Genomic DNA, 20,884 nt, shown 5'->3' on the forward strand with positions numbered 1-20,884 from the left:
TGGGAGCCATGGGCGAAGAAGTGATGGACTGGGAGCAGGCCTACCAGCAAGGGGGCGTCTTCGGAGGTCCGCCGCCGTGGAACATCGGCGAGCCGCAGCCCGAATTGGCGGGCGTGATCGCCGACGCTAAGGTCCGCAGCGACGTCCTTGACGCCGGATGCGGGTACGCGGAGTTGTCGCTCGCCCTCGCCGCCGCGGGCTACACCGTGCTCGGCGTCGATATCACGCTGACGGCTGTCGCGGCGGCCACCCAGGCCGCCCGGGAGCGCGGCCTGACCACCGCCAGCTTCGAGCAGGCCGACATCACGACCTTCACTGGCCACGACGGGCGCTTTTCCACCGTGCTGGACAGCACCCTGTTCCACTCACTGCCCATTGAGGGGCGCGACGGATACCTGCGGTCAGTGCATCAAGCGGCCGCGCCGGGCGCCCGATTGTTCGTGTTGGTATTCGCCAAGGGCGCCTTCCCTGCCGAGTTGGAAACGAAGCCCAACGAAGTAAGCGAGGCCGAGTTGCGCGCCGCAGTGAGCAAGTACTGGGAGGTCGACGAGATACGGCCGGCCTTCATTCACGTCAACGCGCCCGTGATCCCGCCGCAGCTGCCCGGCCCACCGGTCGAGTTTCCGCAGTACGACCGCGACGAGAAGGGCCGCGCGAAGATGCCCGCCTACCTGCTGACGGCGCACAAAACGGATCAGTAGTTCTGCAGGAAGATCCCGGCCAGGTTGGAACCGATGCTCTGCAGGCCGGACACGAAGCTGTTCACGTTAGCCGGCAGCGTGCCGATGTTGCCCAGTCCGGACACGCCGCTGCCCAGCACCGAGAGTCCCGAGGAGCCCTCACCGAACACGTTGTAGCCCGACACTCCGATCAGACCCAACGGGTTGCCGCTGAAGAAGCCCGACACACCGGTGCCGTTGTTGAAGAAGCCCGAGTTGTTGGCGCCGCCGGTGTTGAAGAAGCCGGACGTGGTGAGGCTGGCGTCGGTTGTATTGCCGTAGCCCGGCGTCGGCGGGATCTGGAACTCGAACAGCTTCTGGCTGGGCAGGAAGATGCTGGGAATGTTGATCTCCGGCAGGTCGAAGGCGCCGATGCCGATCGGCGGGATGACCAACGGCGGTGTCTGGAACTCCGGCCAACTGATCTGCGGCAGGACGAACTCGCCGATCTCGATGGGCGGAATCACGATCTCCGGCAGTTCGAACGCTGACGAGTTGATCAACGGTAGGTTGAACGCGCCGAGTGAGATCGGTGGAATACCCAACTGCGGCAGGGCGAACGGCAGCGTACTGAGCTGCGGAAGGATCAAGGAGCCCAGCCCGATCGGCGGAATCGTCAACTCCGCGGTCTCGAACGCCGGCCAACTCAACTGCGGCAGCAGGAAGTCGGCGATCGAAATCGGCGGAATCGTCAACTCTGCGGTGTTGAACGCGGGCCAGGTCAACTGCGGCAGCAGGAAATCGGCGATACCCACCGGCGGAATCGTCAACTCCGCGGTGTTGAACGCCGGCCAACTCAACTGCGGCAACAAGAAATCGGCGATGGAGAACGGTGGAATGGTCAGCTCCGCCGTGTTGAACGCCGGCCAACTCAGCTGCGGCAGCAGGAAATCGGCGATACCCACCGGCGGAATCGTCAACTCCGCCGTATTGAACGCCGGCCAACTCAACTGCGGCAGCAAGAAATCAGCGACCGAAATCGGCGGAATCGTCAACTCCGCCGTGTTGAACGCCGGCCAACTCAACTGTGGCAGCAAGAAATCAGCGATCGAAATCGGCGGAATGGACACCTGCGGGGTGCCAAACTGCGGCCAGCTCAACTGCGGCAGGTCAAAGGGCGCGATATTGATGGGATTGATCGTGAGCGACGGGATGGTGAAGCTGGACAGGGAGATGGACGGAATGGTGTAGGGGCCGCCGTTGTTGCTGATACGGATCGTGGGCAGGTCCATCGAGCCGATCTGAATGCTCGGGAAGGTGAATTGATCGATGAAGCCTTGCGTGGAGAAGCCGAATGAAATCGCATTGATATTGAAAGAGTGCAATATAATATCATAGTTCGGAGCTACGATATTGCCGGTCTCCAAAGAGATAAGGGTTTGGTTTCCACCTGGGACATTAATGTTCGGGAGCTGTATCCGCGGAATGTTGATCCGGGGAATGGTGACGGACGGCAGATTCCAGCCGGTGATTTCCACGTCGGGCGTTTCAATGGGCGGAATAGTGATTTGCGGCAGCCCGATGGATGGCACGACTATCGGCGGAGTAACGATCTGAGGCAGGCTGAATCCCCCGACACTCACGCCGGCAGGCGTCTGGCCCGCTGCGATGGTGATCGGCGGGATGGTGATCGCGGGTGTCTCGAACGAGCCGACCAGCAGATTCGCCAGCGTCGCCCCCGACGGCACACTCACCGACGGCAACGTGATTGCCGGCGTCTCGAACGAGCCCACCAGCAGATTCGCCAGCGTCGCCCCCGACGGCACACTCACCGACGGCAACGTGATCGCCGGCGTCTCGAACGAGCCCACCAGCAGATTCGCCAGCGTCGCCCCCGACGGCACACTCACCGACGGCAACGTGATCGCCGGCGTCTCAAACGCACCCAAGATGAGCGGCGCCAACGTCGCCCCCGCCGGAATGCTCAGCGACGGCAACGTGATCGCCGGCGTCTCGAACGCCGTCAGGACGAGCGGGGCCAACGTCGCCCCCGCCGGAATGCTCAGCGACGGCAACGTGATCGCCGGCGTCTCGAACGCTCCGAGTAGCAGATTCGCTAATGTCGCCCCAGCCGGAACACTCACCGACGGCAACGTGATGGCCGGGGTCTGGAACGAACTCAAGAAGCCAGCGGGCGAAACGAACGCGCCGATATTGATCGGCGGGACGGTGATCTGCGGCAGGTCGAACGCACCCACCAGCACATCGGGCGACGCGAACGCCCCGATGTTGATCGGAGGGATGGTGATCGGGGGCAGGTCGAACGGAAGGATCCTGATATTCGCAGGACTCGTGTACGCCGGAATGGTGATCGGCGGGATGGTGATCTGCGGGGTGTTGAAAGCGCCGACGAGGATAGCCGAGATGTCGATCGGGGGCAGGTTGATATCGGGAGTGGTGACGGCGAAGACGATGCCGCCCTGTCGGTCCCCGGTCCAGAAGAACCCATTGTTCTGGTCACCCGCATTGAAGGCACCCGTGTTGACGTTGCCCCAGTTGGACAGACCGGTGTTCGTGTTGCCGGTGTTGAGGCCGCCGGTGTTGTACGAGCCAGGGTTGACGTCTCCGGTGTTGAAGTTGCCCGCGTTGAACGAGCCGGTGTTGGCGAAACCGGTGTTGAAGGCTCCCGTGTTGAAAGTGCCGGGGTTGAAGAGTCCGGTGTTGGCTATGCCCGAGTTGGCGACGCCCGTGTTGAAGCTTCCGGTGTTGAACAGGCCGAAGTTTCCGTTGCCTGAGTTGAAGAACCCGATGTTCCCGTTGCCGGAGTTGAACAACCCCAGGTTGTTAGTGCCGGAGTTCAGGTTGATGCCAAATTGGTTATTGCCGGTGAGCCCGATTCCGATGTTGTTGTCTCCGGTATTGCCGAAGCCGATGTTCAAGTTGCCGTTGTTGGCCAGCCCTTTGTTACCGAAACCGATGTTCCCGAAGCCGATATTGGAGGTTCCCAGGTTCCCGGAGCCGACGTTGAAGTTGCCGATGTTGCCATCAAAAAGGTTGGAAGCTCCGAAGTTCCCACTGCCGAGGTTGCCGGCGCCGATGTTCCCGAAGCCGACGTTGTCCGCCCCGACGTTCGCCCAACCAAGCGACGTCTGCCAGGACCGCGCGGTCGCCGCGGGCGCCGCAGCGGCCGCCGCCGATCCCGCGGCCAGACCCGCCAACCCCCGCAGCGGTTGGGTGAACGGGGCCAAGGCCGAGACCGCGGCCGACGCTCCGCTGTGGTAGCCGACCATCGCGGCCACGTCCTGGGCCCACATCTCCTCGTAGACGGCCTCGACAGCCGCGATGGCCGGCGCGTTCTGGCCGAACAGATTCGACAGCACCAACCGCACGAAACCCGAACGGTTGGCCGACACAGCCAACGGGTGCACGGCCGCCGCCACCGCCGACTCGAACACGCTGACCACGGACTTGGCCGAGGCGGCCGCACCGGAAGCCTCCGATGCCGCCGCGCTCAGCCATCCCGCGTACGGAACGGCAGCCGTGGCCATCGCCGCGGCGGCCGGCCCCTGCCATGCCTGACCGGCCAATCCCGCGGTCACTGAAGTGAAAGACTCTGCGGCCGAACTCAATTCGGCGGCCAGGCCTTCCCAGGCGGAGGCGGCTTGCAACAGCGGGCCCGGTCCGGCACCGGCGAACAGGCGAAGCGAGTTGATCTCGGGCGGTAGCACAGCGAAGTTCATCGGAGGACCTTTCTCACCAAGATTTCCCGCCAGGAGGTCAATCGCGTTAGCGTCAGGTAGCCGCCCAATAGGCTGCGCGATCGAAGGACGAAGTTACTCCACACGCGCACAATATGCACCGGAACGGTCAGGGTTCATACTTTGCGATTACGGAGCATTTGTTCCGCTGGGCTCAGGTCGCGGCGGTAGCGGCCGTCGCCTCTATCAGCGCTTCGGCGAAAGCTTCCAGATCGTCCGCCGTGGTGTCAACATGCGGGGAAATTCGCAACACCGGCGATGTCAGCTCCATCGGCGCGCGTTGCACGCCGCCGTAGGTGGTCAGGATCCGGCGCTCGGCAAGCAACCACTCCCGCACCTCTTGCGGATCGGCACCGTCGAGCGGTGCCAAAGTAGTAATGGCGCTTGGCTCTTGGACCGCTTCGACCACCGCCCAGCCGTCGATATCGGTCAGCAGGGAGCGGGCGATTCCACCCAGCTCAGCCAGCCGGGACCGTATCCGCTCCGGGCCGCACGCCAGATGCTCACCCACGGCCACCGAGAAACCGACGCGTGCGGCCACATTGGCCTCACCGAACCCGAGTGGCGCCGGCAGCCGCGTGGTCAGCCGCTCCATCAACTCGGGCCGCAATGCCAGCACCCCGACCCCGCGCGGACCCGCCATCCATTTGCGCGACGACGAATACGTGGCGTCGGCTCCCACCGCGCAGTCGATCTGCCCGAAGGCCTGCGCGGCGTCCACCACCAACGGCAGATCGAGCTCGCGGCACAGCTTGGCCATCATCGCGAGCGGCTGCACGATGCCGCGGTGGCTTGCCACCGGCGTCAGGTGAACCAGATCGGGCGGGTCTTCCTGCAGCTGAAACGCCGCGTCGTCAATCGCCAACCGCCCGTCGTCGAGCACTGGCAACTGCCGCACCCGGAATCCGTGGGCCTCCATCACCGCGAGGTTGGGGCCGTACTCGCCGGGCAGACAGGCTAACTGGCGGCGGTCCTGCGGCCAGCTGCTCAACAGCAGATCCAATGCGTTCAACGAGCCCGTGGTATAGACCACCTCAGCATCGACCAAGCCGCAGAGCTTCGCGACGGCGGCGCGCCCCGCGTCGAGCACCGTGGCCGCCGCCTCCGCCGCCACGTACCCGCCGACCTCCGATTCGTGCAACGCATGCTGGGCTGCCGCGTCGAGGGCCGCCAAACTCTGTCGTGAGCAGGCCGCACTATCCAGGTGCAGTCCGGCGACCGGCGGTCGGGCCGCGCGCCACTGCTGCGCAAGCTCGTCGGGGTGGCTCACTTGGCGGCCAGCGACAGGCCGAAGTCACCCGCCTCGTCGGTCCACCAACGGATCCGCCGCAGCCCCGCCGCGGCCAACTCCTCTCCCACCCCATCCGGGCGGAACTTGCACGAGACCTCGGTGATCATCTCCTCACCGGCCTCGAAGTCGACCGTCAGATCCAGCGCCTCGACATTCACCCGCTGGCGGCGGGTGGAGCGTAACCACATCTCGATGCGCTCCTCGTCGCTGTTCCAACGCGCCACGTGTTCATAACAGTCGACGTCGAAATCAGCATCGAGTTGTCGGTTGATGACGGCAAGCACGTTGAGGTTGAACCGCGCCGTCACTCCGGCCGCATCGTCGTAGGCCCGCACCAGCCGGCCGGCGTCCTTCACCAGATCGGTGCCCAGCAGCAGGCTGTCACCGGGATGCATCACGGCCGACAGCGCCGCGAGAAAGTCGGCGCGCGGCTCAGGCGTCAAGTTGCCGATCGTCGAGCCCAGAAATACGAAGAGCCGCCGCCCACTACTGGGGATTTCGGCCAGATGCTCCTCGAAATCGCCGCAGACCGCATTGATCTCGATTCCCGGATACTCGTCCTGGATAGCGCCGGCGGCCGCCGACAGCACGCAGGCGTCCACGTCGAAGGGCACGAAGCTGCGCAGCGACGCGCGGTCGCGCAGCGCATTGAGCAGCAGCCGGGTCTTCTCCGAGGTCCCGCTGCCGAGTTCGACCAGGGTGTCGGCCTGGCTGGCCGAGGCGATCTCGGCGGAGCGGACGCGCAGGATGGCGGCTTCGGCCCGCGTCGGGTAGTACTCGGGCAGCCGGGTGATCTGATCGAACAGATCGCTGCCCGCCGCGTCGTAGAACCACTTGGGCGGCAACGATTTCGGCTGCTGCTGCAGGCCGAAGAAGACGTCGCGGCGCAGCGCGTGCAACGCGGAGTCCTCGGCCAGATGGTTGGACAGCGTGAGCGTCATCAGGATCCTTTCGAGCGGTTCAACGCAGTCAACACGACGCCGTCGGCGGTGACTTCCACCAGATGCCGGTCCGGTATGTCTTCCCAATCCGGGTCGTCATCATAGGGCTCGCTGGCCAGCACCACGCCGTCAGCACGGCGCAGGATCGACAGTGTGTCGCCCCAGGCTGTGGCGATCAGCCGGAAACCGTTGGCGGCCATGATGTTCAGCCGGGCCAGCGGGTCAGCGGTGCCCACCTCGACAATCGTGTCACCCAACGCGTCCACCCCTTGATCGAAGATGGTGGCAGCCAGAACCGCACTGTCGCAGACTGATTCGGCGGTCGGCAACATCGGCAACACCGTGCGGTCGACAACACCGTTGTGCGACAACAGCCACCGGCCATCGGTGAACGGTGCGGTGGCACTGGCCTCGAGCGGCATGCCGACGGTCGCGGAGCGCACCGCCGCTACCACGCAATGACTCCGCAGCACGGGGGCAACCGAGTCGAAGGAGGTGTCCCCCCACAGCGGCACCGGACTGCGCCAGCGCCGCGGCGTAACGTCTCCGGCCAGGTCCGAGAAGAAGCCCACGCCCCACCCGTCGGCGTTCATCAGACCGTGTTTCTGCCGGCGCGGCGCGTACGACTGCACCCGCAGACCCTGGGGTGGGTCCAGGACCAACGAGGAGACGCTGACCGGGGTTCCGAGCCAGCCAAGATGGCGACACATCAAGCGTCCCAGGCCAATCGGACGCCGGAGAAAATCTGCCGCCGGTAAGGATGGTCCCAGTTGCGGAAGCTGGGTCGCAGGATGGATTGTTCGACCGCCCATGAGCCGCCGCGCAGCACCCGGTAGTCGCCGTCGAAGAAGGGCTGGGAGTAGCGCTCGTAGATCATCGGCACGAATCCGGGCCACGGGCGCAGCGGCGAACTGGTCCACTCCCAGACGTCGCCGAGCATCTGCTCGACGCCGTAGGCCGATGCGCCGGTGGGGTACGCGCCAACCGGTGCGGGCCGCAGCGCGGTGCCGTCCAGATTCGCGCGTTCAGCGGAGGGCGGCTGGTCACCCCACGGGTAACGACGGCGGGAATTCGTCGAAGGATCCCAGGCGCACGCCTTTTCCCACTCGACTTCCGTGGGCAGGCGGGCACCGGCCCAGGCAGCATAAGCCTCGGCCTCGAAATAGGAGATATGTTGCACCGGCTCGTCGAGGGGGATGTTCTCGATATAGCCGAATCGGGTGCGGGTGTCGGCGTTCCAGAACTGAGGCGCGGTGAGGCCCGCCTGCACTCGATGCTGCCACCCGCGCTCGGACCACCAGCGGGGCTGCGCATAGCCCCCGTCGTCGACGAATTCGCGCCACTCGCCGTTGGTGACCGGAACCCGTCCGATCCGAAAGGGCGGGACCTCCACCAGATGAGCGGGCCGTTCGTTGTCCAGCGAGTAGGGCTCGGTTGCGGCGTCCACACCCAGGATGAATGGCCCGCCCGGTACCAGCACCGACGTTCCCGCCAACCCGGGCCGCCCGGCGGGGACCGGGGACGTCTCCCGCAACAGCGGCGCACCGGTGCGCAGATTCAATGCCTGCAACATGGTCTCGCCATGCTGATTCTCGTGGCTGATGACAAGTCCGAACTGGAAGTCGGCAGCGTCTTCGGGAAGGCCGTCGAGCGCGTCGAGCGCGGCGTCGCGGACGTTGCGGCAGAACGACCGTGCCTGGGCCGGGGAGAGCAGGGGCAGGTCCACCCGACTGGCCCGAGAGTGTACGAATGCGTCGTAGAGTCCTTCGATCTCGCGAGGCAGCATGCCCGGCCGATCCGGGTTGCCGTCGCGCAGCAGCCACAGCTCTTCCTGCTGACCGATATGCGCCAGGTCCCACACCAGCGGACTCATCAGTGGGCTGTACTGCCGACGAAGTTCGTCGTCGTCGAAATCGACCAGCCGCAATGTCCGGGTGCGTGCCCGCTCCAGGTCGCCGGCCAACTGTTCCCGTGCTGTCACTGCTCCCCTTGTGCCGAACGCGCTGCCAGCGCGACCGTGGTCGCGATTCCATGCTCGATGACCCGGTCGGAGAAGTCGTCGGCGGGACATCGCCCGGTTTCGACGTTGAGCATCAGCTGCTGCATCGCCGCGGCCAGTCCGGCCGGCGCCCGCTCGGCGGCGATGGACAGACACCGGTTGGCTGCGGTGTACAGACGCCGATCCCGCAGCCCGAGGCGGGCCGCGGTGTCCCACGCGGTGGCAACCGGTTCGACGGCCGCGGCGGCCACCTCGGCGGCGGCCGGGTCGTCGAGCAGAGTGGTCAGCGTGAACACCAGCGCGGGCCAGACCGCGTCGGGAACGCTGTCGAGGTAGCGGATCTCCAGCCACTGGCGTGGCCGGACCGGGGGGAACAGCGTGGTCAGGTGGTATTCCAGGTCGGCGATCGTGGGCCGGCGGCCGCCGAGCAGCGTCCGGCCCTCCACCCAGTCGGTGAATGGCACGTAGTGTGTGACGGCCACCGCGTCGGGCGCATGCACCATCATGACCGGCGCCTTGAGGGCATATCGGGCCCAGTCGGTGCCGGGATCGTCACCGCTGACCCCCAGCACCGGACCGCATCGCGCGGAGTCCATCTGCCCCCATACCCACTGCCGGGTGGACTGCCACCCGGAGAATTCACCGGCCAGCATCGGCGAGTTGGCCGCGATCGCGATCATCGTCGGCCCGAGCGCGTGGGCCAATCGGACTCGCGCCGCCCACCCCGACTGCGGGCCGGCATCCAGGTTGAGCTGGATCGACGCCGTCGACGTCATCATGGCCGCGCCGGCCGCGCCGCTGTCGCTGGCGGCGAAGAACTGCTCCATGGCGCGGTAGCGGGCACCCGGGTTGATCCGCTCGGGTGAGCGCAGCGGGTCTGCCCCCATGTAGAGCAACCCCAGACCAGCCTCGGCGAGGGCGTTTCGCAACACCGCCTGGTCCATGGTCATCGCCTCGACGGCAGGCAATACGCCGTTGGCAGGCGGACCCGAGAGCTCGATGGCGCCGCCGGGCTCCATGGTGATAGCGCTGCCACCCGGGAGCGGATTCAGCCACTTCAGCACGTCGGTGATCTCGTCCCAGGTCGGCCGTCGCATCGGATCGGCCGGGTCGAAGCAGTGCGCCTCGATTTCCAGACCGACACGGCCCACCGGACCGTCGAGCAGGCACCCGTCCGCGATGTGTTGCGCGACGGCGGCCGTGCTGGTCAGCTCGGCATTGGCCACGTCGATGTTGTCCAGCTGCGGACCCGTGGAAGCGGCGGTGCGACTCATATCACGATCCCTCCGCGGCAGCCGGACGCGTAGCCATCGGGACGATAACCACCATCACTTCATCTTCCAGAGAACACCGACATATTCCCGACCATTTCAGTTGCACGAGGGAGACGGGTACCCAATTCTCATCCCGGCTACTGGCCCAGCGCGTTCTGCATGGCCCCGGCCAGCACGCTCACCGCGGGCCCGGCGTTGCCAGATTGGCAGACCTTGGCCTGGAGCAACACGTTTTCGCGCAGCCGGGTTTGAACGAAGCACCGGCGGTCGGTTCCCGCCTCCTGCTTGGTCCAGTTCGCGTCGGTCGCCGTCGCGGGGCCCCCGGCGAACGACCAGACCTGCGTGGTGCCGTTGTCCAGATGCATCGCGGTCGTCTGTCCAGAGCAGCCCGCGGTGCGGTCCACCACCCGGTGATAGGCACGGTCGGCCGCGTCATTGGTGGCGAAGACGCCGACCGCCTGCTTGACGAGATGATTCTCATCGCTGGCCGACGTCTGGGCGGTGGCCCCGTTGAAGGCGGCCAGGTCGGGGTCGTTGTAGACCTCCGGCAGGCCGATCTCCGCCCAGTTGTTGCACGCCGGCAGGTCCACCGAGTACGCCTGGAACGGTTCGTTGAACACCGCTTCCCACCCCATCGGGGCGCCGACGATATTGCCGACCGATCCCTTGCCGAGCACGGCGTAGGACACCACTCCCGGCTCCGACGGATGGGCCGCCGCACTGGCCGCTCCCCCGACCGCCAGGCCGATACCTGCCGCTATGAGGGCAAGCCGCATGCCGTCCTACACCTTGGCCGATACGTCGACGTCAACGTTGCCCTTGGTGGCCTTGGAATACGGGCACACCTGATGGGCCTGGTGCACCAGGTCGTCGGCCGTGCTCTGGTCCACGCCCGGCAGATAGCCGACGATCTTGCCGGTCAGGCCAAACCCGCCCTCGGAGTCCTTGCCGAACCCGACCTCGACGGTGACGTTGGTGGCGTCATCGAGCTTCACCTTGGCCTTACCGGCCACCAGCCGCAGCGCGCCCAGGAAGCATGCCGCGTAACCGGCGGAGAACAACTGCTCGGGGTTGGTGCCCTCGCCGCTGCCGCCCATCGCCTTGGGCGGGCGAGTGTCCATGTCGATCCGGCCGTCGTCGGACTTCACGTGGCCGTCCCGCCCGCCGCCTGTCGCCGTGGATGCGGTGGTGTAAACGACTTCGATACTCATGGGCTCGATCATGCCAGCCCGGTTGTCCTCAGCCGAGGTTCGCCCGCACGCCCTCTTCGACCTTCTTGCCGAGGTCGGGGTCGACGTTGCGCCAGTAGTCGAACACGCGGGACAGCACCGGCTCCTTCACGCCCTTGGAAATGTGTCCGATGATGTTGTTAGCCAACCGATCCCGCGCATCGTCATCGAGCACCTCGCGGACCAGGGTGCCGGCCTGACCCCAATCGTCATCCTCGGGACGCAGCGTGTAAGCAGCCCTGATCATTTCGCCATCAGCCTGCCAGCGCACCTCGGCTGCGCGCGCCGGATCGGCGTGCGGGCCGCCGAAAGAGTTGGGCGCGTATACCGGATCCGTCGCGTTCTTGATCCGCATGGCGCCGTCTTTCGAGTAGCTGTTGACCTCCACTTTCGGCGTGTTGACGGGGATCTGTTTGTAGTTCGTCCCGAGTCGGGCCCGGTGCGCATCCGCGTAGGAGAACCCGCGCGCGAGCAGCATCTTGTCCGGGCTCAGGCCGGTGCCGGGGACGATGTTGTTCGGCTCGAATGCGGCCTGCTCCATCTCGGTGTGGTAGTCGGCGACGTTGCGGGTCAGCGTCAACTTGCCGACGTCGATCAGCGGGTAATCGCCGTGCGGCCACACCTTGGTCAGGTCGAAGGGGTTGTACCGGTAGGTCTTCGCCTCCTCGAACGGCATGATCTGCATCTTGAGCGTCCAACTCGGGAAGTCGCCGCGCTCGATGGTCTCGTACAGATCGCGCTGGTGGTAGTCGCCGTCCTCGCCGGCCAGCCGATCGGCGTCTTGCTGCGTCAGGTAATCGATGCCCTGGTCGCTGATGAAGTGATACTTCACCCAGAAGATCTCGTCGTTGGCATTGATCCAGCTGTAGGTGTGGCTGCTGTAGCCGTTCATGTGGCGCCAGGTCTTGGGGATCCCGCGATCGCCCATCAACCAGGTCACCTGATGCGCCGACTCCGGCACCAGGGTCCAGAAATCCCACTGCATGGTGTGATCGCGCAGATTGGTTGCCAGCATCCGCTTTTGGGACCGGATGAAGTGCTGGAACTTCATCGGGTCCCGGATGAAGAAGACCGGGGTGTTGTTGCCGACCATGTCGAAGTTGCCCTCCGACGTGTAGAACTTCAGGGCGAAGCCCCGCGGGTCTCGCCAGGTGTCTGGGCTGCCCCGCTCGCCGGCGACGGTGGAGAACCTGATCAAGGTGTCGGTCTTGGTACCAGGCTGAAACACCGCCGCCCTGGTGTATTGACTGACGTCGTGGGTCACCTCGAAGTGACCGAAAGCGCCGCCGCCCTTGGCATGCGGTTGGCGCTCCGGGATGCGCTCCCGGTTGAATTGCGCCATCTGCTCGATCAGGTAATGATCCTGCAGCAGGATCGGACCGTCGGGGCCGAGCGTCAACGACCGCTCGTCGCTTGGGGCGGGGCTGCCGCCGTCAGTCGTGGTGTAGCGTTCGGTCATTTCGCGATCTCCTCTACCTGAAATATCGAAAAATTAAGCGCATAACGAGAATTCGGTTTATCTACCCTGAGTTACCCCGCATCGGCGCCCCGAAACTAGGGGCGGTTAGCAGGACTGCTGGGAGCCGTCGGAGCGGAAGTCGGCGTTTGACCGGGTCCGGCACCGGGGATGCCCGGAGCCATGCCCGGAGGAGGGGGTCCACCCGGGTAGCGGAATTGCCACCCGGGACCGCCGTAACCGCCGTAACCGTCGGGACCGTCGGGACCGTCGGGCCGGAACATGCCGTGGTGGTGGTGGCGATGGTAGTAACCGTGTCCGGCGCCGAAGACCATGGCAGCGGTGAACAGGACGGTGGACGCGATGAACACGATTCCGGCGACGATCACGACCCAGGCCGCGACTACGTAGAGGCGCGGCGGCTTGTCCCGGAACTCCGGCCGGGGTGGCGGAGCGGTCGCGACCGAAGCCGGCGGTGCGGTGGGTTCGGGTGTTTCACTCATACCTTCGAATATCGTCCTCGCCCGGAGCAGCGTAAAGGGGCACGATCACAAAGTTGCCGTGAATTGATGAAGCCCGGCGCTCGCAGGTGAGCGCCGGGCTGCGGGTTGAGTGCGTTCAGCGACCGGGTGTGGGTGAAGGCGTGACGGACGGGGCTACCGAGCTCGGAACCTGGCCGGGTCCGGTCGGTCCGTTTCCCGGCCCAAACTGCTGAGTTCCCCCGTTGGCGGGAAATCCCGAGCGGTGCATCATCGCCGGGTGGTGCTTGTGGTGGCGGTGATGACCGCCGCCGTGCCCGGCGGCCAGGCCCAGCCGGAAGCCGGTGAAGAAGATGACCGAGACGATGAAGACGATCCCGGCGACGATTGCCACCCAGGCCGCGGCCTTGAAGACCTTGGGGGTGTGGCGTTCCATCCGCTCAGCGGGTGGTGGTGCTACGGCGGTCGAAGTCCGCGTGGTCGGAGTGTCGGAAATTTCGCTCATGACACGAATGATCGGGGCCGAACAGTAGTGACCGCTATGCGCTGGTTAGGTAGCAGCTGTGAGGGCACAAACCCTCTCACCTGGACGGACCCGGGACGCTGGCCAGCGCCGTGGCGACACCGACGCCCTTGGGCCAAGACGACGGATGCCGGCGCTTCGCCTCATCGATCTCCACGGCCCGGCGCCGCGCGGCACGCCACCTACGGTGAGACTGCAAGGCGATGACGTTCGTCTCGGAAGCTGGCGCCATGTTCCGATCCCTTCGCAGGCGTTGCACTTCCCATTCGAACAGGCAGTGCGGTGAACCGGTAGGGACCGAAGTCCTTAATGCCACCGAATCGAGACCTTCCTTCGATTGACGGGCTCTACCTGCGGGTATAGCCAACTATGTACGCCACGAAATTGCACACGCGCCAGCGCCGCGGCAACCACATGATCCGGGCGCTCACCGTCATAGCGGGCATCGGCTCCGCCGCCTGGAACGGCGGCCTGGGCATCGCCCATGCCAACCCCAGCCAAGAGCAGCAAGCATGCGCGCTGATGGACGACAGCGCCGCCGCAATCCATTTTGGGTACGGAAACTCCACCCCGCAATACGCATACGCGGTGCTGTCTAGGCAGATGCCGGCAGACGTCGCGGCGCAAGTGATATCCGCCGCCACTCGTACCCACTGCCCCCACCACGCGGCCGAGCTACCGCCGGGCTGGCGTTAGTTCAGGGCTGGAACGGATTGACCGCGTACTGAATCACCCGGTACGGCGCATCCTGACGTGCTTCGGTATTCCACTGGCTGACGAATATCCGCAACTCGTCGAGCGTGGAGCCGGGTGAGATGTAGCCGCCGTAGGGCTGCGCGAGCCGGTTGTCCTGCGGCGGCGGCAGGCTCTCCGGCGGATCGGGCCATTCGTCGTCGTGCTGCACGACGGTCGTGACCGGCGCGGCACCCAGCGAGGTCGGATCGGCGGCCACCCGGACCTCCATGTCGCCGGTGGTGGCATTGAAATACGACAGCACCGTCATGCCGTCGATCTGCTTGATGCTCACTTCGCCGACCAGGTCAGGCCACAGCGGCGTCGGCGTTCTGTTCCAGCCTCCGCCCGGGCCGGCTGCCCAGCCCTGCCAGGAGGACCGGTCGGTGAACGCCTCGGGTGTGGCCCGATACAGCACCACCGGCTGCCGCCGGGTGAAACTGTCGGCCACGATGTACACCCAGCCGGTGGGCGAGTCCGGCTTCGGAATCGGGTCGTAGTAGCCACTGATCTGCGTCTGGCGGCCGCCCTGGAAGGACGCGGGCCGCACCGACCCGGAAACCGTCTCCCAGCCGCCGCGGGCGGGGTCGACCCGAACCAGCCGCGAATTCTGCGGGTCCAGATTCTTCGTCGTGGCCACCATCAGATAGTTGCGCCGGTTGATCTGCACCACCCCGGCCGGCAGCTGTGACGCTCCGGGCGGTGTGGGATCGGCCAGCAGCGGCCGGCTGATGCCCATCACCCTCGTATAGCGAACCCCGTTGGGGTCGTCGACCGATGCGGTGTCCACCCGCAAGGCGACCGGGGCATACCAGCCGCCGTATCCGACGCCCTGGCCGGCGAAGCTGTCGCCGCAGACCTGCAGCAACTGGCTGGGGAACTCGACGAACTCACACAGGTCGGTGGCGCCGATGCCGTAATCCGCGGTCGGTGTCCCAGTACCGGCCGTCGCACCCATGCGCACTACATGACCCGGCGCCAGCGGCTGCAGCACAGGTTGCGGAACCGGCGCCGGCGGGTCGGCGTGCGCAGGGCAAAACCATTGCGGGACAAGGAAAAACACAACAAGCAAGCACCGCGCGGCGAAAGCGGTACGCAACTCGCTCGACTAGAGTTCGGCGGCCAGCAACTCGGCGATCTGGATCGTGTTCAGCGCCGCCCCCTTGCGCAGGTTGTCCCCCGAGACGAACAGCGCCAAGCCGCGCCCGTCCGGCACCCCCGGATCCTGCCGGATGCGGCCGACCAACGATTCGTCGATGCCCGCAGCGGCCAACGGCGTGGGCACGTCGACCAGCTTCACACCGGGTGCATCAGCCAACAGCTCCCGGGCCCGCTCCGGCGAGAGCGGCCGGGCGAATTCGGCGTTGATCGACAACGAGTGCCCGGTGAACACCGGAACCCGCACGCAGGTACCGCTGACCAGCAGGTCCGGAATCCCGAGAATCTTGCGGCTCTCCGAGCGCAGTTTCTGGTCCTCGTCGGTCTCGCCGGAACCGTCGTCGACCAACGACCCGGCCAACGGCACGACGTTGAACGCGATCGGCGCGACGTACTTGCTGGGCGGCGGAAAATCGATGGCGCCGCCGTCATGCACCAGTTGCTCCACGTCGTCGATGACCGCGCGCGCCTGTACCGCCAGCTCTTCGACCCCAGCCAGGCCGCTGCCCGAGACGGCCTGGTAGGACGACGCGATGAAGCGGACCAGCTGCGCTTCCTCGTGCAGCACCTTGAGCACCGGCATCGCGGCCATGGTGGTGCAGTTCGGGTTGGCGATGATGCCCTTCGGCCTCCGGTGTGCGTCCCGGGCGAAGTTCACCTCGGAGACCACCAGCGGCACGTCAGGGTCCTTGCGCCACGCCGACGAGTTGTCGATCACCGTCACCCCGGCTGCGGCGAACCGCGGCGCCTGCACCTTCGACATCGCTCCTCCGGCGGAGAACAACGCGATGTCCAGTCCGGTGGGATCGGCCGTCTCGGCGTCCTCGACCTCGATCTCTTGGCCGCGGAACGGCAGCTTGCGGCCCTGCGAGCGGGCCGAGGCGAAAAACCGCACACTGGTCGCTGGGAAGTTGCGCTCGTCCAGCAGGGTGCGCATCACCTGGCCCACCTGACCGGTGGCGCCGACGACCCCGACCGCTACCATTACCGGCCCGTCCCCGCGTACACCGTCGCCTCCTCTTCGCCACCGAGACCGAACGCCTCGTGCAACGCCACCACGGCCTTGTCCAGTTCGGTGTCACGGCACAGCACGGAAATGCGGATCTCGGAGGTGGAGATCAGCTCGATGTTGACGCCGACCGCGGCCAGCGCCTCACAGAACGTGGCCGTCACGCCGGGGTGGCTGCGCATCCCGGCGCCGATCAGCGAGACCTTGCCGATGTGGTCGTCGTAGAGCAGCTGGGTGAAGCCGATCTCCTCTTTGAGCGAGTCGAGCTTGGCCACCGCCACCGGCCCGCTATCGCGCGAGCAGGTGAACGTGATGTCGGTCTTGCCGTCCTCGATCTTGGACACGTTCTGCAGCACCATGTCGATGTTCACGTCCGCGTCGGCGACCGCCCGGAACACCTTGGCGGCGTAGCCGGGGATGTCAGGGATCCCGACGATGGTCACCTTGGCCTCGCTGCGATCATGCGCAACGCCGGTCAGGATGGGGTCTTCCATGGCTATGTCCTTGATCGATCCGACGACGACGGTGCCCAGCTTGTCCGAATACGACGAGCGGACGTGCACCGGAAGGTTGTAGCGGCGGGCGTACTCGACGCAACGCAGCATCAGCACCTTGGCTCCGCAGGCCGCCATCTCGAGCATCTCCTCGAAGGTGACGGTGTCCAGCTTGCGGGCGTTGGGCACGATCCGCGGGTCGGCGCTGAAGATGCCGTCGACGTCGGTGTAGATCTCGCACACGTCGGCGCCCAGCGCAGAGGCCAGCGCGACCGCGGTGGTGTCCGAGCCGCCGCGGCCCAGCGTGGTGACGTCGCGAGTGTCCTGGCTGACGCCCTGGAATCCGGCGACCAGCACGATCTGCCCTTCGTCGAGCGCGGCCTGCAACCGGCCCGGAGTCACCTCGATGATCTTCGCGTTGCCGTGGGTTCCGGTGGTGATCACACCGGCCTGCGAGCCGGTGAACGACCGGGCGTGCGCTCCCAGCGATTCGATCGCCATCGCCACCAGCGCGTTGGAGATACGCTCGCCCGCGGTCAGCAGCATGTCGAGCTCCCGTGGCGGCGGGACCGGGCAGACCTGTTGGGCAAGATCCAGCAGGTCGTCGGTGGTGTCGCCCATCGCAGAAACAACGACCACCACGTCATTTCCCTGCTTCTTGGTCTCCACGATCCGCTCGGCAACGCGGCGAATCCGGTCGGCATCGGACACCGAGGATCCGCCGTACTTCTGCACGACGAGCGCCACTGAACTCTTCCTGTCTTGGACGGGCCTGGTTTAAGTCCACAACAGAATACGTGGCGGCGCATCTTGATTTGTCCCCGATGCTGCCGGCTCGGGACGGTCCAGCGGCTCCCGGAGCGGTTTTGGCCGAAGCCCCGGGCGCGGTAGAGTGCAGTCCGTGCAGCGGGTGCTCCTTCTCGGACGCCGCGACGGGGTCTGATCCAGACCGGCTTCCCGTCGCGGGTGTTCGCGATGCGCCGGTCTGAGGTTCCTTCTCAAACATCCCTGGAGCAACGACCGTGACTAATCCCGATTCACCCGACGCGTACACCTCAGCGCGCACCATCAACAAACCCGCCGGCCCGCCCAGGCCCGGCCAGCCGGCGTGGAATCCGCAGCGCGGGACGGCGATGCCGGTTCACCGGTACCGGCCGTTCGCCGACGAAGTCGAGCCCATCCGGGTGGCCGACCGCACCTGGCCTGACCGCGTCACCGAGAACGCACCGCTGTGGTGCGCGGTGGACCTGCGCGACGGCAACCAGGCACTGATCGACCCGATGAGCCCGGCGCGCAAGCGCCGCATGTTCGACCTGCTGGTCCGCATGGGCTACAAGGAGATCGAGGTCGGGTTCCCCTCGGCCAGCCAGACCGACTTCGACTTCGTCCGCGACATCATCACCGACGGCGCCATCCCGGACGACGTCACCATCCAGGTGCTGACCCAGTGCCGGCCCGAGCTGATCGAGCGCACCTTCCTGGCATGCGAGGGCGCGGCGAACGTCATCGTGCACTTCTACAACTCCACCTCGATCCTGCAGCGCCGCGTCGTCTTTCGCGCCGACCGGGCCGCCGTGCAGGAGATCGCCACCGCCGGCGCACGCAAGTGCATCGAGGAGGCGGCGAAGTACCCCGGCACCCGCTGGCGGTTCGAATACTCCCCGGAGTCCTACACCGGGACCGAACTGGAGTACGCCAAGCAGGTGTGCGACGCCGTCGGCGAGGTCATCCAGCCGACTCCGGACAACCCGATCATCTTCAACCTGCCAGCCACCGTGGAGATGGCGACACCCAACGTCTACGCCGACTCGATCGAGTGGATGAGCCGCAACCTGGCGCGCCGCGAATCCGTCATTCTGAGCCTGCACCCGCACAACGACCGCGGAACCGCCGTCGCCGCGGCCGAATTGGGGTATCAGGCCGGCGCCGACCGGATCGAGGGCTGCCTGTTCGGCAACGGTGAACGCACCGGCAACGTCTGCCTGGTCACGCTGGGGCTCAACCTGTTCTCCCGCGGCGTCGACCCGCAGATCGACTTCTCCAACATCGACGAGATCCGTCGCACCGTGGAGTACTGCAACCAACTGCCGGTCCACGAACGCCATCCCTACGGCGGCGACCTGGTCTACACCGCGTTCTCCGGGAGCCACCAGGACGCCATCAACAAGGGTCTGGACCAGATGAAGGTCGACGCCGACGCGGCCGACACCGACGTCGAGGACATGCTGTGGCAGGTGCCGTATCTGCCGATCGACCCCAAAGACGTCGGCCGCACCTACGAGGCGGTGATCCGGGTCAACTCGCAGTCCGGCAAGGGCGGGGTGGCCTACATCATGAAGGCCGACCACGGCCTGGCCCTGCCGCGGCGGCTGCAGATCGAGTTCTCCCAGGTCATTCAGAAGATGGCCGACGGCGAGGGCGGCGAGGTCTCGCCCAAGGAGATGTGGGAGGCGTTCTCCGAGGAATACCTGGCGCCGATCCTGCCGCTGGAACGCATCAAGCAACGCGTGGACGCGTCCGAGGAGGACACCGGCACCACCAGCATCGCCGCCACCGTCAAGATCGACGGCGCGGAGACCGAGATTAGTGGAGCCGGCAACGGCCCACTGGCCGCGTTCGTCGATGCGCTGGGGACCGTCGGGTTCGACGTGGCAGTGCTGGACTACTCCGAGCATGCGATGAGCGCCGGCGACGACGCGCAGGCGGCCGCCTATGTGGAGGCTTCGGTGTCGGGGCGCACAGTGTGGGGCGTGGGCATCGCGCCGTCGATCACCACCGCGTCATTGCGGGCGGTGGTGTCGGCGGTCAACCGCGCTTCACGCTAGAACAGCGCGAACTGTTCGTCCACCATCGCGGTGTCGGCGAATTCCTCCATGCTGCGGCCCCCCACCACCGCACCGACGCCGTCCATGAACTGCACGTCGGAAACCACCGGCACGCCCAGCTGCAGGGCGTGATAGCCCTTGCCCTGCTCGGGAGCGGTCTCGTTGCACACCACCAGGGAGGTCTCCCGGTCGACGTCGTCGCTATAGGCCAACCCCGCGAACAGCATGCGTTCGACGAGTTCCTCGTGCGTGCGTCGCACCTCGGCGGCCAGCGCCACCCGCATGCCCTGCACCAGGGGCCGGCCAATGACGTAGCGGCCGGGGTTGAGGTAGGGACAGGGCATCCGGGCCGCCAGCGCCTTCAGCGGTCGCAGCTCGTCGTGCGTCACCCGGCCGTTGGGCCAGCGGCGCCGGGTCACCGGGTGCACCGGTAACCAGATGTCGCGGTCACGCGCCCTTACGAGTGCGGGGGCCAGAATCCCGGTCAGCACCATCGCGTCGTCGAACGCGTCGTGCGGGCGTTCCTGGGTGACGCCCCAGTGCGTGGCAAGGGTCTCCAATCGCAGGTTGTCGAGGCCGAGTTCCAGCCGCCGGGCCAGCTCGACCGTGCACATGACGGAATCGACCGGCAGCTCGACGCCGGCGATCTCGGCCTCGGCGGTTAGGAACGAATAGTCGAAGGCGACGTTGTGTGCCACCAGCGTGCGTCCGCGCAGCAGATCGACCAGCTCATCGACGATGTCGGCGAACTGTGGCTGATCTTCCAGCATCGCGGCGGTGAGCCCGTGCACATGCGTGGGACCGGGATCCACCCCCGGATTGAGCAAGCTCACAACGGACTGTTCGACCCGACCGTCGGCGTCGAGACCCAGCGCCGCGACGCTGAGGATCCGCGCCTGACCCGGGCGAAAGCCCGAGGTCTCGACGTCGATGACGGCCCATCCGGCGTCCGGCTCCCGCGCCGGCCGACCCCAGCACATCCGGTTCATGGCTTGAGAATGGCACGTCGGACCGACATCACGGAGTCGCTGACGCGTCGTGTCGGCGGTTAACCTGC

The 20,884-nt window shown here is 66.2% G+C and carries 19 protein-coding genes; 3 read left to right on the forward strand and 16 right to left on the reverse strand.

Annotated elements, in window-relative coordinates; all coding sequences use genetic code 11:
- Positions 1-8 precede the first annotated feature (8 nt).
- A complete protein-coding gene (locus JX552_RS29200; RefSeq protein ID WP_205875279.1) occupies positions 9-701 on the forward strand; it encodes a class I SAM-dependent methyltransferase in 693 nt (230 codons plus the stop codon).
- On the opposite strand, the gene JX552_RS29205 is transcribed toward JX552_RS29200, so the two are convergent.
- From JX552_RS29205 to JX552_RS29260, 12 genes are all read right to left on the reverse strand, one after another.
- A complete protein-coding gene (locus tag JX552_RS29205) occupies positions 695-4,399 on the reverse strand; it encodes a PPE family protein (protein ID WP_205875280.1) in 3,705 nt (1,234 codons plus the stop codon). The genes JX552_RS29200 and JX552_RS29205 overlap by 7 nt on opposite strands.
- A 172-nt stretch (positions 4,400-4,571) precedes the next feature.
- Positions 4,572-5,687, reverse strand: a complete 1,116-nt coding sequence (gene egtE, locus JX552_RS29210) for an ergothioneine biosynthesis PLP-dependent enzyme EgtE (protein ID WP_205875281.1) — start codon at positions 5,685-5,687, stop codon at positions 4,572-4,574.
- Positions 5,684-6,649, reverse strand: a complete 966-nt coding sequence (egtD, locus tag JX552_RS29215) for an L-histidine N(alpha)-methyltransferase (protein WP_205875282.1) — start codon at positions 6,647-6,649, stop codon at positions 5,684-5,686. The genes egtE and egtD overlap by 4 nt, the downstream gene beginning before the upstream one ends.
- A complete protein-coding gene (egtC, locus tag JX552_RS29220) occupies positions 6,649-7,359 on the reverse strand; it encodes an ergothioneine biosynthesis protein EgtC (RefSeq protein ID WP_205875283.1) in 711 nt (236 codons plus the stop codon). The genes egtD and egtC overlap by 1 nt, the downstream gene beginning before the upstream one ends.
- On the reverse strand, positions 7,359-8,630 hold the full coding sequence (gene egtB / locus JX552_RS29225) for an ergothioneine biosynthesis protein EgtB (protein WP_205875284.1): 1,272 nt from the start codon (positions 8,628-8,630) through the stop codon (positions 7,359-7,361). The genes egtC and egtB overlap by 1 nt, the downstream gene beginning before the upstream one ends.
- Positions 8,627-9,922, reverse strand: a complete 1,296-nt coding sequence (gene egtA / locus JX552_RS29230) for an ergothioneine biosynthesis glutamate--cysteine ligase EgtA (RefSeq protein ID WP_205875285.1) — start codon at positions 9,920-9,922, stop codon at positions 8,627-8,629. The genes egtB and egtA overlap by 4 nt, the downstream gene beginning before the upstream one ends.
- A gap of 137 nt (positions 9,923-10,059) precedes the next feature.
- Positions 10,060-10,698 (reverse strand): sensor domain-containing protein, encoded by a 639-nt coding sequence (locus tag JX552_RS29235; protein ID WP_205875286.1) that lies wholly within the window; start codon positions 10,696-10,698, stop codon positions 10,060-10,062.
- Positions 10,699-10,704: 6 nt separating this feature from the next.
- Positions 10,705-11,133, reverse strand: a complete 429-nt coding sequence (locus JX552_RS29240; RefSeq protein WP_205875287.1) for an organic hydroperoxide resistance protein — start codon at positions 11,131-11,133, stop codon at positions 10,705-10,707.
- A gap of 28 nt (positions 11,134-11,161) precedes the next feature.
- On the reverse strand, positions 11,162-12,610 hold the full coding sequence (locus JX552_RS29245; RefSeq protein ID WP_205875288.1) for a catalase: 1,449 nt from the start codon (positions 12,608-12,610) through the stop codon (positions 11,162-11,164).
- Between the two features lie 95 nt (positions 12,611-12,705).
- Positions 12,706-13,110, reverse strand: a complete 405-nt coding sequence (locus JX552_RS29250) for a hypothetical protein (protein WP_205875289.1) — start codon at positions 13,108-13,110, stop codon at positions 12,706-12,708.
- 115 nt (positions 13,111-13,225) lie between these two features.
- A complete protein-coding gene (locus JX552_RS29255) occupies positions 13,226-13,600 on the reverse strand; it encodes a hypothetical protein (protein ID WP_431196019.1) in 375 nt (124 codons plus the stop codon).
- A gap of 67 nt (positions 13,601-13,667) precedes the next feature.
- Complete coding sequence (locus JX552_RS29260) at positions 13,668-13,841, reverse strand: hypothetical protein (protein WP_205875290.1); 174 nt, start codon at positions 13,839-13,841, stop codon at positions 13,668-13,670.
- 152 nt (positions 13,842-13,993) lie between these two features.
- Here JX552_RS29260 and JX552_RS29265 point away from each other — a divergent pair, with 152 nt between their 5' ends.
- The gene (locus tag JX552_RS29265; RefSeq protein ID WP_205875291.1) at positions 13,994-14,305 is read left to right on the forward strand and encodes a hypothetical protein; all 312 of its coding nucleotides are present in this window, start codon (positions 13,994-13,996) and stop codon (positions 14,303-14,305) included.
- A gap of 1 nt (position 14,306) precedes the next feature.
- On the opposite strand, the gene JX552_RS29270 is transcribed toward JX552_RS29265, so the two are convergent.
- Genes JX552_RS29270 through JX552_RS29280 form a run of 3 tightly spaced genes read right to left on the reverse strand, consistent with a single transcriptional unit; the run spans position 14,307 to position 17,749 of the window.
- A complete protein-coding gene (locus JX552_RS29270; RefSeq protein ID WP_241010765.1) occupies positions 14,307-15,440 on the reverse strand; it encodes a DUF4185 domain-containing protein in 1,134 nt (377 codons plus the stop codon).
- A gap of 9 nt (positions 15,441-15,449) precedes the next feature.
- Complete coding sequence (locus JX552_RS29275; RefSeq protein ID WP_205875293.1) at positions 15,450-16,484, reverse strand: aspartate-semialdehyde dehydrogenase; 1,035 nt, start codon at positions 16,482-16,484, stop codon at positions 15,450-15,452.
- Positions 16,484-17,749, reverse strand: a complete 1,266-nt coding sequence (locus JX552_RS29280; protein WP_205875294.1) for an aspartate kinase — start codon at positions 17,747-17,749, stop codon at positions 16,484-16,486. Before JX552_RS29280 ends, JX552_RS29275 begins: the two co-directional genes overlap by 1 nt.
- Before the next feature lie 275 nt (positions 17,750-18,024).
- Here JX552_RS29280 and leuA point away from each other — a divergent pair, with 275 nt between their 5' ends.
- Positions 18,025-19,827 (forward strand): 2-isopropylmalate synthase, encoded by a 1,803-nt coding sequence (gene leuA / locus JX552_RS29285; RefSeq protein WP_205875295.1) that lies wholly within the window; start codon positions 18,025-18,027, stop codon positions 19,825-19,827.
- On the opposite strand, the gene JX552_RS29290 is transcribed toward leuA, so the two are convergent.
- The gene (locus tag JX552_RS29290; protein WP_205875296.1) at positions 19,824-20,816 is read right to left on the reverse strand and encodes a DEDDh family exonuclease; all 993 of its coding nucleotides are present in this window, start codon (positions 20,814-20,816) and stop codon (positions 19,824-19,826) included. The two genes, leuA and JX552_RS29290, sit on opposite strands and share 4 nt — an antisense overlap.
- Positions 20,817-20,884: the final 68 nt, after the last annotated feature.

The organism is Mycobacterium gordonae (assembly GCF_017086405.1).
In the GTDB taxonomy this organism is placed as follows: Bacteria; Actinomycetota; Actinomycetes; order Mycobacteriales; family Mycobacteriaceae; genus Mycobacterium; species Mycobacterium gordonae_D.

Coding starts and splice junctions, on each gene's coding strand:
- JX552_RS29245 (WP_205875288.1), bottom strand. CDS start 12,610: ATGACCGAACGCTACACCACGACTGACGGCGGCAGCCCCGCCCCAAGC.
- egtA (WP_205875285.1), bottom strand. CDS start 9,922: ATGAGTCGCACCGCCGCTTCCACGGGTCCGCAGCTGGACAACATCGAC.
- JX552_RS29275 (WP_205875293.1), bottom strand. CDS start 16,484: ATGGTAGCGGTCGGGGTCGTCGGCGCCACCGGTCAGGTGGGCCAGGTG.
- JX552_RS29240 (WP_205875287.1), bottom strand. CDS start 11,133: ATGAGTATCGAAGTCGTTTACACCACCGCATCCACGGCGACAGGCGGC.
- egtC (WP_205875283.1), bottom strand. CDS start 7,359: ATGTGTCGCCATCTTGGCTGGCTCGGAACCCCGGTCAGCGTCTCCTCG.
- JX552_RS29205 (WP_205875280.1), bottom strand. CDS start 4,399: ATGAACTTCGCTGTGCTACCGCCCGAGATCAACTCGCTTCGCCTGTTC.
- egtD (WP_205875282.1), bottom strand. CDS start 6,649: ATGACGCTCACGCTGTCCAACCATCTGGCCGAGGACTCCGCGTTGCAC.
- JX552_RS29200 (WP_205875279.1), top strand. CDS start 9: ATGGGCGAAGAAGTGATGGACTGGGAGCAGGCCTACCAGCAAGGGGGC.
- JX552_RS29290 (WP_205875296.1), bottom strand. CDS start 20,816: ATGAACCGGATGTGCTGGGGTCGGCCGGCGCGGGAGCCGGACGCCGGA.
- JX552_RS29250 (WP_205875289.1), bottom strand. CDS start 13,110: ATGAGTGAAACACCCGAACCCACCGCACCGCCGGCTTCGGTCGCGACC.
- JX552_RS29260 (WP_205875290.1), bottom strand. CDS start 13,841: ATGGCGCCAGCTTCCGAGACGAACGTCATCGCCTTGCAGTCTCACCGT.
- JX552_RS29235 (WP_205875286.1), bottom strand. CDS start 10,698: ATGCGGCTTGCCCTCATAGCGGCAGGTATCGGCCTGGCGGTCGGGGGA.